This is a genomic window from Parafrankia elaeagni (assembly GCF_000374165.1).
GTDB classification, from domain to species: domain Bacteria; phylum Actinomycetota; class Actinomycetes; order Frankiales; family Frankiaceae; genus Parafrankia; species Parafrankia elaeagni.
Genome location: NZ_KB893761.1, coordinates 1 through 11,007 on the forward strand (window position 1 = coordinate 1; position 11,007 = coordinate 11,007).

At 67.5% G+C, this 11,007-nt stretch carries 8 protein-coding genes and 2 pseudogenes; 6 read left to right on the plus strand and 4 right to left on the minus strand.

Annotated features, from left to right (window positions below; all coding sequences use genetic code 11):
- The coding region (locus tag B207_RS38960) for an IS3 family transposase (protein WP_154675631.1) at nucleotides 1-196 on the plus strand (196 nt) is incomplete at its 5' end.
- Between the two features lie 41 nt (nucleotides 197-237).
- On the opposite strand, the pseudogene B207_RS0125875 reads toward B207_RS38960, so the two are convergent.
- The 3 genes and pseudogenes from B207_RS0125875 to B207_RS0125885 form a co-directional block, all read right to left on the minus strand.
- Nucleotides 238-639: pseudogene (locus B207_RS0125875) on the minus strand (hypothetical protein); the annotation flags it as partial.
- Nucleotides 640-742: 103 nt separating this feature from the next.
- Nucleotides 743-2,098, minus strand: coding sequence for an ISL3 family transposase (locus B207_RS0125880; RefSeq protein ID WP_026311456.1), 1,356 nt, complete (start codon nucleotides 2,096-2,098; stop codon nucleotides 743-745).
- 133 nt (nucleotides 2,099-2,231) lie between these two features.
- Nucleotides 2,232-2,519 (minus strand): AAA family ATPase, encoded by a 288-nt coding sequence (locus B207_RS0125885; protein ID WP_018639582.1) that lies wholly within the window; start codon nucleotides 2,517-2,519, stop codon nucleotides 2,232-2,234.
- 589 nt (nucleotides 2,520-3,108) lie between these two features.
- Between B207_RS0125885 and B207_RS0125890 the strand changes: the two genes are divergently transcribed.
- The 5 genes from B207_RS0125890 (at nucleotide 3,109) to B207_RS43170 (ending at nucleotide 10,734) form a co-directional block, all read left to right on the plus strand.
- On the plus strand, nucleotides 3,109-3,465 hold the full coding sequence (locus B207_RS0125890) for a CHAT domain-containing protein (protein ID WP_018639583.1): 357 nt from the start codon (nucleotides 3,109-3,111) through the stop codon (nucleotides 3,463-3,465).
- Nucleotides 3,432-5,090 (plus strand): CATRA conflict system CASPASE/TPR repeat-associated protein, encoded by a 1,659-nt coding sequence (locus tag B207_RS0125895; protein WP_154675632.1) that lies wholly within the window; start codon nucleotides 3,432-3,434, stop codon nucleotides 5,088-5,090. Before B207_RS0125890 ends, B207_RS0125895 begins: the two co-directional genes overlap by 34 nt.
- A gap of 174 nt (nucleotides 5,091-5,264) precedes the next feature.
- Nucleotides 5,265-5,594: a CATRA system-associated protein gene (locus B207_RS0125900; RefSeq protein WP_154675633.1), complete on the plus strand. Its 330-nt coding sequence runs from the start codon at nucleotides 5,265-5,267 to the stop codon at nucleotides 5,592-5,594.
- 245 nt (nucleotides 5,595-5,839) lie between these two features.
- A complete protein-coding gene (locus tag B207_RS0125905) occupies nucleotides 5,840-9,439 on the plus strand; it encodes a CHAT domain-containing protein (protein WP_018639586.1) in 3,600 nt (1,199 codons plus the stop codon).
- Nucleotides 9,440-9,652: 213 nt separating this feature from the next.
- Nucleotides 9,653-10,734 (plus strand): IS630 family transposase gene (locus tag B207_RS43170; protein WP_456095355.1). Its coding sequence is split into 2 segments (ribosomal slippage): nucleotides 9,653-10,148 and nucleotides 10,148-10,734, totalling 1,083 coding nucleotides; the frame shifts between segments, so codons are not numbered across the junction.
- Between the two features lie 31 nt (nucleotides 10,735-10,765).
- Here the strand turns inward: B207_RS43170 and B207_RS43045 are convergent.
- Nucleotides 10,766-11,007 (minus strand): annotated as a pseudogene (locus B207_RS43045) (transposase); the annotation flags it as partial.

Here is an 11,007-nt window from a genome sequence, read left to right on the forward strand (position 1 = left end):
GGCCGAATCGTTCTTCGCAACCCTGAAAAACGAACGTGTTCACCGCACCGTCTACCCCACCCGCGAACACGCCCGACGCGACATTGCCCGATACATCGAACTCCGTTACAATACGACACGCCGCCACTCGGCCCTCGACTACCGAACCCCACAGCAAGTCCACGATGAGTACTTGAAAAGACAGTCTGCTGCGTAGATCAGCTTAATAACGCCTGTCCGGAATTAACGGGGCACACCAAAGTCCTCCAACAGGCCGAAATCGTAGGTCTGCTTCAGGTAAGGATCAGGCTCGCTGCGAGCCAGCCATGCGGTGAGGTCGACCGCCTCCTGTTCGTAGCCAAGGGTGACCTCCAACGTCGATTCCTCGCCCGGAATCAACCAGTTCACGGCTTTCTGCTGCTGCTGCTCGATGCGGCGGATCTCCGCAAGCGCGGACTTCACCTCCGGAACGTCGGTGTGTCGGGCGAACTGGTGACTGAACAGCACCGCCTCGACCTCGATGCCGTTCATCGCGATCACCCGGCACCGGGTGTACGGGTCGACCGCCGTCTTGTCATACGGCTCGACATTGAGCTCCGACCAGTTCCGTATCTGGTCGCAGAGGGGCACACCCTTCTCTTCGAGCGGATTGAAACTCACGTTGCCTCCCTGGCTGGCCGATCAGGCACCAGGAACCTCCCGGATTCGACCGGCTCTCCTCCGGTCTGTTCGGAGACCGCGGAGGCAAACCGGGTCTTCGAAGTTAAGCGGGGTTGAAACATCCGCGGGCTCGGCGGGTGGTTGCGCAGCGTGTCCGTAGCCGCTGGTTGGTGGGGTTGCGGTATCCGAAGGCGTTGCGGGCGTCGAGCTTGACGACCCGGTTGTGGCCCTCGCTGCCGGCGTTGGTGAGCCCGGTGAGCAGGAATGCCTCGATGCACGGCCACCAGGTGCTGACCGTGGAGGCGAGGCGTTCGAGTTCGGGGATGCCGGCGTCGGCGCACCAGAGGTAGAACCTCGTCAGCCGGTGGGCGATCATGGTGCGGTCGGGGTGGGTGCCGGCGAGGGCGAGCAGGGCGCGCAGTTCCTCCTTGCCGATCCAGGCAGCGAGGATGGTCTGTCCGGGTTCGTCGAGGTCGACCAGGGTGTTCCACAGCTTCGTGAGCTGGCGGTCGGTGAGGTTCTCCCGGTTGTGGCCCAGCAGGTTACGGATTTTCCACTCGGGGTCGCTGTCGCGTCCGCGCCGGCCGCGCAGCAGGGTCGTGACGCGGCGGCGGACCTCTGCGACGACGTTGTTCGCGAGCTGCACGATGTGGAAATGATCGACGATGAGGGTGGCGAGGGGCAGGTAGCGGCGGACGGCCGCGAGAAACACGGTGCACATGTCGATCACCACGTAGCGGATCCGGTCACGCCAGGTGGCGGGCTGGCTGGCCAGCCAGTACGCGACGTCGTCGGCGGTGCGGCCCTCGACCTGGCCGAGCACGCCCTGCCCGCCGCCGAGGTCGGCGAATCCGACGTGCCACCGGTCGGCCAGCACCCGGGCTCTCGCCGGCTCCCCGCGCGCTGACGCATCCTCGCCGGCGGGGTCCGCGGGCCGCCAGCGCGGCCGGCCGCGGCGTGTCTCGTCGATCCCGAGCACGTCCACCGGCGGTGGGGCGGTGTCGGTCAACGGCGTGGCCACGTCGCGCACCGCGTCCATGACTGTCGGCCATGACAGCTCCAGCTGGCGCGCACTGGCCACGACCGTCGCGTAGATCCCATCGACCACCAGCCGCCCGGCCTGCTCGCGCAACCGGGTCGTCAGCCGCGCCCGCGTCGGCACTGCAGGCAGTGACTCGGTGAACGACCGTCTGCCGCACCCAGGCTCCTGGCAGTACCACCGGCGCTTGACCCACACCAGTCGCACAGGGGTGGAGCCGCAGGGCAGGTCACGCGGCCGGGTGGTCACGACGCCCTTGACCCGATGCGCGAACACTCCGCAGTCCGGACATGCCCGCGCCGTCTCGTCCGCGGTCGCAAGCCATGCCAGCCGTGATCCGTCAGCCTGCCGCTCGACGCGCTGCACCACCAGTCCGTCCAGCTCCAACAGCAACGTCGCCGCACTACTATGATCGTCCAAGCCCGTAACCCCGTGGCGTCTGGATTGCGTGAGAACAATCAAGATCGCCCGGGTTGCGGGTCTTTTCGTGTCACGACATGCCAGCGTCCCACGCACGGCACACAAAGCCACGACGAGCCAACATCACGCACGGTCACCAGCCCTGGTCGGGCCACCGTGCCCCACCCCGGTTAACTTCGAAGACCCCCATTTCAGCCAACAGCCGCGCGAAGATCCTCGCGACGGTCGTCTTGCCGGTGCCTGGCGGGCCGGCGAACACCAGATGCTGCGCCTCGAAGGAGACTTTCTGACCACGCTCGGCCATCATTCGGTAATAGTTGATCATCGCCAGGATCGATCGAACCTCGAGTTTCACTCCGTCAAGGCCGATCAGTGCGTCCAACTCGTTGTAACTTTTCAGCTGGTTCAGACCCTGCGGCATGCCCACCTGCCCGCGGTCCGGGCATGCTGACGACTGTTACCCACCTGCGCCCCCGAGTTTCGTCTTCCGTTCCAGGTGTCCGCGTGACGGGCTCAGACTAGCCGCGGCCCACCCCGCAGACTCAGGTTTTCGACGACTTTGCGTCGCCCTCGCGCCTCGCCCGATCGACTCACCGTGGTGATGGTGCCGCGTGTGGAGAGCCTGCCGACTGGGCAGCCTGTCGGCGACCGCGCAGATGCGGAGAATTGATTCCGGCCCTCAGGGGCGGACGCAAACAAGGTCGCAACCGGAGATCCTCCTGCCCGTCGTCCTCCCGGTCGGACGGCTACGAACGGGGAGCATACACAGCGATCCGTCGTCGATCGGGACACGGCGACGTGGACAGGCCGCCGATCCGCCTCAATGCCGCCTTTTCGCGGGGTTGCTGGCTGGCGAGAAGCGTCTGGACCCTGTCTTGCCGAGTCGCGGGGAAAGGCGCTGGTGGATGCCCGGGAACAGGAACACAGCTTTTTGTGCCGGGCCTCCGAGCCGACTCAGCGGTTCTGCTATGTCCGATCCGGTCAGATGAGCTTATGTGGATGATGTGAGAGTGACCGAACCAATCGTGCTCGATCCGGCTGTGGCGCGTGAGGTGGTGGAGCTGGTCAGGGCGGCCGGTGGTCCGTTCGCCGACACCGGGATGATGCACATGCGGTCGGGACCGGTGCTCCTGGACGAGGCCATCCACCTCGCCGCGGCGTTCCAGCCCGCCGGATACCGCCACGTTGTCGGCACGCTCTGGTCGGTGTCGGACGCCGTGTCAGTCTCGATCGCGGACGCTGTCTACACCGCGGTGGAATCCACCCGCGGCGACGTCGCCCTCGCCGTGCACACTGCTGTGCGTGCCGCCCGGTCGCGGGGTATCGAGTCGTCATGGTGGGCGGCCTACATCCACAATGGCGGCTGACGATGGAGGAGTCGGTGCTCCGCGCGGATCTGACCGGCCGGGAGCTGGTGGTTCATCTGTTCGCCCCGCTGGACGGACCGGACGCGGCCGCCGCGGCCGACCACTTGGCGCAGGTGTGGCGCCGATGCCAGCGTGGCCTTGGAATAAGCCACGAGGTCATCGGCTTGGGCCTGCCTGCCGCCCTTCCCGATGGGTGGTTCGCGCCGGGGCCCGGGCACCCCGACCACGTGGCGCTCGCCGCCTGTGCCCGGCGCGGCACCGGGGTTTTTCAGGCAATCCTGCGCAGGCACCATGACGTGGCCAACCTGTCGGTCGTCCTGGCACCGGCTCCGGGCGCCTCGGACGAGGAGACGTCCTGGACCAGCCTGGACGAGTTGTGGGCCCAGGCAGCCGGCGAGGCAACGGCCGCACAGCCGCCAGCGGCCAGGCCGTCGATGACCGAGCCAGCAGTGGCCGAGTCGGCCATGCCTGGGCCGATGGCGGCCGGGCTGCTCGGAGTTGTGCGGATCTATGTCGGTCGGCTGCGCGGCGGGAGTCCCGCCGCACTCGCGGCGCGATCGGGCACTGCGCAGCTACTCGCGGGCCTACTGCCCTGCGCTGTTGCGAGCAATGTCGATCGCAACCGGGCGTCCATCCCCTTGAACTCCCCGGCAACGATGTCCGGACCGGCAGTGATGTCTGGACTGGCCATGTGGGAGGCCGACCTCCTCCCGGACGGCCGGTCGCAGCGCCGGATCGCGCTGCTGGGCGCTGAGGAGGACGACGCTCGTTTGAGCGCCTGGGCCTGGTCGAGAGGAACCCCGGAGATGCCGCCATTTGCCCGGTATCTCCTGCACGCCGCCAAGGTGCGCTACCACCTAAGGGTGTGGGGGGACGGGCGGGCCGTCCGCGGGCTGCGGGACGACGTTGAGGCCCTGACGACCGCGCTGGCTCGAACGCTCGACGCAGATCCCGTCGACGACCAGGCGGGAGGGATCCCGGGCCAGCTCGCGCGGCTGCGGGCCGGGCAGGCACATCTGATCAACACCTCGAGCGCGCTGGAACGGATGCGACGCGCCGTCGACGTCGCCAGATGGAACATGAGCGAAGCTCTAGGCGGTGCCCAGGGCGTCGGGGCCGTCGATGGGTTGTTCCGTGAAGACGCGCGGCTGGTCGAATGGTTCGTTCAGCAGCTTGTCGACGATCAGGCTCTGCTTGAGGCCTCCACACGGCGCGCCCGCGGCATCACCGATCTTGCTCGGGAACACGCCCAGGCGCTGACCGAACGGCTTCCCGGCATCGGCCATGACGCCCGGGCCGGCTGGGAGGACTCGACGCACCCGCACTGGGCAGCCGATGTCCCCCTGACCTGGGAGGATCGCGAGCTTCTGCAGCGGGAGTTGGCGGCGGTCTTTCCCAGCGAGGCTGCCGCGGCTGCGATGCTTGACCGCGTCGGACTCGCTCGCGACCTGCGTCCCACCTTCACGGGCAGCACACCGCGGGATGTCTGGCGCGCAATCGTGATCGACCTGGAGAACGGGCGCGTCGACGCCCCGCACCGTCGGCTCATCGCCGCCGCCCTCGTCGACTTCCCCTTCAACAGGGTGTTCCTGGATCTCGCCCTCCGAACCAATGCGTCGGCCTAAACGGTTTCCGGCGGGAGCGTGGCGGCCCGGGCATCCATCCCGGTTCGACGGCCTCGGTGGAGCGCGCGATCAGGCCCGGGTAGCCTCAGCACTGTGGGGAACGAGATTACGCCGGAGAGTGCGTCCGGCAGGCCGGCCGGCGGCGCCGCCCTCGGCCCGCGGCAGCAGCAGTCGATGGTGATCTCGTTACGCTTGGCCGAGTCCTGGGCGCTGCCGACCCGGCGATGGCAGGAACTTGACAGGGCTCTTGACCGGCTTTCCATCGCGCTCGCGGACGGCGCCGCCGAGGCGATTGACCTTGTCTGGGCAGACCTGATCGATCTCGCGCCGAAGCGGGCCACGCCGCTCGGCGACGAACCCGTCCTTCCCGCACCCGAGCCCGTGCGCGAACGGATCAACGAAATGATCCACCGCCTTGTTGACGCGCCCGTGACCAGCCGACATCCCGCGGATTCCCCGGCCGGTTCTGTCGAGGATTCGTCATCAGGGATTCGCCGGCCCTGACACGCGCTGCCGAGCGCGAGGAACGTCGTCCCGGCCCCAACCGTCGGGCTGGAGCACTGGGCTGCCAGCACGGGCGGGAGTGCGCGTCGGCGGCAGGGCTGCCGGGACCACGGCGCGGTGGCGGACGAGCGCACGGGGCCCAAACCCCTTTGGCGTAGGCGGTTCGTAGTGGGCTTGCAGGATCGACTTGAGGCGGTGGCGGGTTGACCCGAGGAGCACGGGAGCGGGGCATCCGGGAGCAGGCGTTGGCCCGACTTCGAGAGCGGCTGGCGCTCTTCTCGATGCACCAGGATCCCGAGGTGATCCTTGATCCGGCTGCGCTGGTCGACGTCGAGATGCTCACGGACGAGGTGCCAGACCTCGTTGGAGACCTTGAGGTCCTCAGCGCAATCGGCTTGTTGCATTGGTGCCGCTACCTGACACTCGACGCAGGGCAGGACCGAGCGGATCTCACCCGGGCGCTCGCCCTGCTCGCGCCGCTGTACTGGATCGATCGGGCCAGCCTTCCTGGCGTGGTACTCGCCTTCTTCGAGGAGCATCAACCCCCGCGTCCGGACAGTCCCGAGAGCATCGCGGATCGCGCGATCAAGCTGCTGGAGCATAGTCAGACCACAGGCGATTTGGCGTTACTTGATGACGCACTTCCATTGCTTCGGTCGGCTGTAGCGGCGCTGCCGCCAGACAGTCGCTTCCGTACCGCGCATCTGGCCAACCTGACGACGGCGCTGGCTAACCGGTTCGAGCGGACCGGGGATCTGGCCGATCTCGACGAGGCGACGGCAGTGGGACGCGAAGCTCTGGGGGTACTGAACCGAGACGATCCCACCTCGTCAGTCGTGCTTACTAATCTTTGCGCTGTGCTGCTGCAGCGCTTCTCCCAGACTCAAGATCACACCGATCTCGACGCCTCGATCACCATGAGCCGTGACGCTGCCAGCTGTTCGTCGGACAGCGCGTCGCTCGCGTCGTCGTTGTCGACGCTCAGCGCCGGCCTCCTGCTGCGTTTCACGCTTCGTGGGGACCTCGCCGATCTGGAGGAGTCCATCGAGTCCGGTTGTGAGGGGACACGCCTCAGCTCGCCCGACGACGGGCACCACTCCGCCCGTTTGGCGACGCTCGGCAACGCATTCGCCGAGCGTTTCGAACGCCTGGGGGAGACTGGCGATCTCGATGCTGCTGTTGCCGTCTTTCGAGAGTCGGTTTCGGCAGCTCGGGCGGCCTATCCAGATAGCGTCGGCTTCCTGGCCGGACTCGCGCGAGTACTTACCCTCCGGTTCAGCCGCCTCGGGCGGATGGCCGACATCGACCAGGCGGTCGCCCTAGGGCGCAAAGTCGTCGCGACGACTCCACTCGGCCATTCCAAGCGCGCCGTGCGGCTGGCGGCTCTGGGTAATGCTCTCCAAGCCCGCTTCGTACGGTCGGGAGATCTCGCCGATCTCGACGCCGCGATAGGCGTCGGCTGGGACGCGGCGAAGGACTTGGGGGCTGATCACCAGCACCGCGCCGCCACCGTGGCCAACCTCGGCATCGCACTGCAGAGCCGCTTCGAACAGACCGGGAGCGGTGCCGATCTCGACGCGGCCATCAGCAACTACGAGCAGGCGGTCGTGGTGACTCCGCCAGGTCATCCGGACCACGCGGGATACCTCATCGCTCTGGGCCAGAGCCTCCGCCTTCGATTCCAACGAACCGAGAACATCGCCGACATTGACGCCGCTGTCGCAGCCTGCCGGGAAGCTGTCGCTGTCACCCCGCATGACCACCCCGACCGTCTGGCGATGCTGTCGAATCTGAGCGTCGTGGCGCAGTTCCGCTTCGCCGAGACCGAGGACATGGGGGACATCGACGAAGTGATCGCCGTGGGCACGGAGGTCGTGAGGGCATGCCCTTCTGATCATCCGCTGATGTCCCGGTACCAGGCCAATCTTTCAGGGGCCATCAGTGCGCGCGCTTTGCGAAGCGGCGACACTCAGGACTTCGACGCGGCCGTGAAGGCCGGCCGAGCCGCGATCGGCAGCAGCCCTGCCGACCATCCGGAGCGTGTAAGACACCTCATCAACCTTGGCGAGAGTCTACGTTCCCGAGCCGAGCCTCTTGGCGTCGGCGGCCGCACCGGGGACACCGACAGCTGGGAAGCGGACCTCCGAGAGGCAATCGAGTGCGGGCGACAGGCGGCTGCTATCGCGAACGCCCCGCCCCGGGAACGTGTCGTCGCTGCGCGGCTGTGGGCCCGGGCCGCGGCCCAGGCGGGCCGGTGGCGGGAAGCCGCCGAAGGCCTTGACGTGGCAGTGAGCCTCGCAGGTTTGGTGGCGCCGCGAAGTCTGGACCGCTCCGATCAGGAACATCAGATTGAGGAGCTCGGCCGACTAGGCTCGGACGCGGCCGCCTGCTGCGTGCGTGCGGGCCAGGTCGACCGGGCAGTCGAGCTTTTCGAGCAGGGAAGGGGAATCCTGCTCGGGCAGGCGCTGGAGAGCCGCACGGACCTGACCGTCCTCACTGAACGCCATCCGAACCTCGCTCGGCGATTCATCGCGGCGCGCGACGCACTCGACCAACCGAGCGCCGGTGCTGCGACGCCCATCCTTTCTCCGGCCGACACAGCCTCGGACTCGATGCACGCCAGGCATCGACGTCCCGACGACAGCGCGCGCACGCAACGGCGACGGGACGCCGCGACCGCATTTACCGGCGTGCTGGCGGACATCCGAGCAATGCCTGGCTTCGAGAGATTCCTCAGCCCACCGCTGATCCGTGACCTTACCGCGGTGAGCGTCGACGGTCCCGTTGTAGTAGTGACCGTCTCGACCTACGGCAGCTACGCGCTGATAGTGACCGGCGGTGGCGTCGACACGCCGATTCCTTTGACGACGCTCACACCCGAAATCGTCACCAGCCAGGTCACTGCCTTCATCACGGCTCTGGACGAGGGAACGAACTCGCCTGCGGCGGGCGCACCGGCCGAGCGAGTACTCGCCGAGATCCTGGGCTGGCTGTGGGACGAACTCGCCGGTCCCGTCTTTGCTCGACTCGGCATCACAGGTCCGCCGGCACCCGGCGAGCCATGGCCGCGAGTGTGGTGGTGCCTGTCCGGTCTGCTCTCGTTCCTGCCCGTCCACGCCGCCGGCCACCACACCGGTCGGGACGACCCAGAGCCGGCCACGGTGATGGACAGAGCCGTGTCTTCCTACACCCCGACGATCCGCGCTCTCGGTCACGCCCGTCGGCACGACACGGCCGCAGCCGGTGCGAGTATCCAGGACCGAGGCCTGATTGTGGCCATGCCGCGGACACCTGGCGCATCCGACCTGCCAGGCGCGACTGCGGAGGCTGCCGCCGTGAGCCGACATCACACGGGGCACCTCGAGGTGATAGTTGGCGCAGAGGCGACCCGCCGCTCAGTGCTGGCGGCGATGAAAAGGGCCCAGTGGGCACATTTCGCTTGTCACGGCGACGCGGACTTCACTCATCCGTCGGCGAGCCATCTACTCCTTAATGATCATCAAGAATCACCCCTGACTGTCATCGACGTCTCCCGCCTGCGGTTGGATGCCCGGCTCGCTTTCCTGTCCGCCTGCTCCACCGCCCAGTCAAGTGGTCGCCTTCTCGATGAGGCGATCCATCTCGCCTCCGCCTTCCATCTCGCCGGCTACCGCCATGTCGTCGGCACGCTCTGGCCTATCAACGACGCACTGGCGGTCTCGATCACCGATGACATCTACGCCCGACTCGTAGGCTCGGCCCCGACCGATGTCGCGGGTGCCCTGCATGCCGTAGCTCGGCAGCAGCGCGCCCGACTGGTCAACCGTCCGTCGACCTGGGCCTCCCATGTTCACATCGGCGTCTAACCTGACTTGGGCCACGATCTGATCGTCTCGCTGTTCTCAGACAGGTGACCTGCGGGTTTGGTCTGAGCGGCACGCACGGGCCTGTCTGGCGGATCATGTCGTGAGCCAGATCATGACCGAGGCGATGACGACCTCGGACCGGTGGTACTGATGATTAATGCGTGGTGTCAATATGCCTGGTGATGGCTGATGGTGTGTGGGTAAACCTTTTGCATGAGGTATGCGACGGGTGGCGGGTTGACGCCCGTCGAGCAGGTGGAACGGGAACGGATCCGGATGGCCGCGGCTGACCGGTTCGATCAGGGCGCGACCCGGGCGGAGGTGGCCCGGGAATTCAAAGTCACCCCGAAAACAGCGGGCCGCTGGTACCAGGCCTGGGAATCGGGGGGTGCGGCCGCGTTGCGGTCGACTGGCCCGTTGTCGACGTGCCGGTTGGATGATCGACAGCTGGCCCGGTTGGAGGCGATCCTGCGCCGGGGTCCGGGACCGTACGGCTGGGATGATCAGCGGTGGACGTTGGCCCGGGTCGCGGACGTGATCAGACGGGAGTTCGGACTCACGTACACGCTGCCCGGGGTGTGGATGCTGCTGGACCGCAACGGCTGGTCGTGTCAGCTCCCGGCGCGCCGGGCGATCGAACGTGACGACACCGCCGTCCGGGAGTGGCGCGATGAGCGGTGGCCGGCGGTAAAACCACCGCGGCGGCCCAGGCCGCCTGGGTCTGTTTCCTCGATGAGACAGGGCAGGGCCTGAGGCCGCCACGTGGTCGGACGTGGGCACGCCGTGGGGTGACGCCGATGGTGCGGGTGCCAGGACGGGGCGGGTCCGGGCGGGTCAGTGTGGTCGGGATGGTCTGCTACCGGGCGGGATGGCGGCCACGGCTGCTTTACCGGGCCCGGACCTGGCGCGGTGGTGACGGGCGCAAGGGCATCGGCTGGGAGGACTGTCGGGATCTGCTGGCCGCCGCGCACGCGCAGCTTCCCGGGGGCCGGCTGGTGCTGGTCTGGGACCGGGTGAACATCCACCGGCAGGGGGAGATGACCGGGTTCCTGCGAGAGCACGCCGGCTGGGTGAGCGTGGTGTGGCTACCGGCCTACGCCCCGGAGGTGAACCCAGCCGAGGGGGTGTGGTCCCAGCTCAAACGCACCGCGCTGGTGAACCTGGCCGCCCGCAGCCTCGACGAGGTCTGCCAGGCGGCCAAGCACGGGCTGAAACGGATGCAGTACCGGCCCTCGCTGCTGTTGGGGTTCCTCGCCGAAACCGGCCTGGCCTGGGAAGAGCTGTGGTCAACATGAATCTACGCATTAAAGCTTGGTAGTGCCCGCGTTTGCCGTAGCGGGTCGCCAGCTCGCGGTACTGCGAGTCGGTTGAAGCAGCGTTCCACCACGTTGCGCTGCTTATAGAGCTGCGCGTCGAACGCGGGCGGGCGTCCGCCCGCGGACCCGCGACGGCGCCGGTCCGCTTTCTGGTCCTTCTTTTCCGGGATCTTGTGGTATTTACCCTGCGTCCGCAGCGACTTTCGGATTTTCTTTGCTGGTGTAGGCCCTGTCGGCCAGGAGATGGCCGGG

What these genes read in the sequence shown, in the direction of transcription:
- B207_RS0125885 (WP_018639582.1), bottom strand. Translation starts at nt 2,519, where the DNA reads ATGCCGCAGGGTCTGAACCAGCTGAAAAGTTACAACGAGTTGGACGCA.
- B207_RS0125895 (WP_154675632.1), top strand. Translation starts at nt 3,432, where the DNA reads ATGGTGGGCGGCCTACATCCACAATGGCGGCTGACGATGGAGGAGTCG.
- B207_RS0125900 (WP_154675633.1), top strand. Translation starts at nt 5,265, where the DNA reads ATGGTGATCTCGTTACGCTTGGCCGAGTCCTGGGCGCTGCCGACCCGG.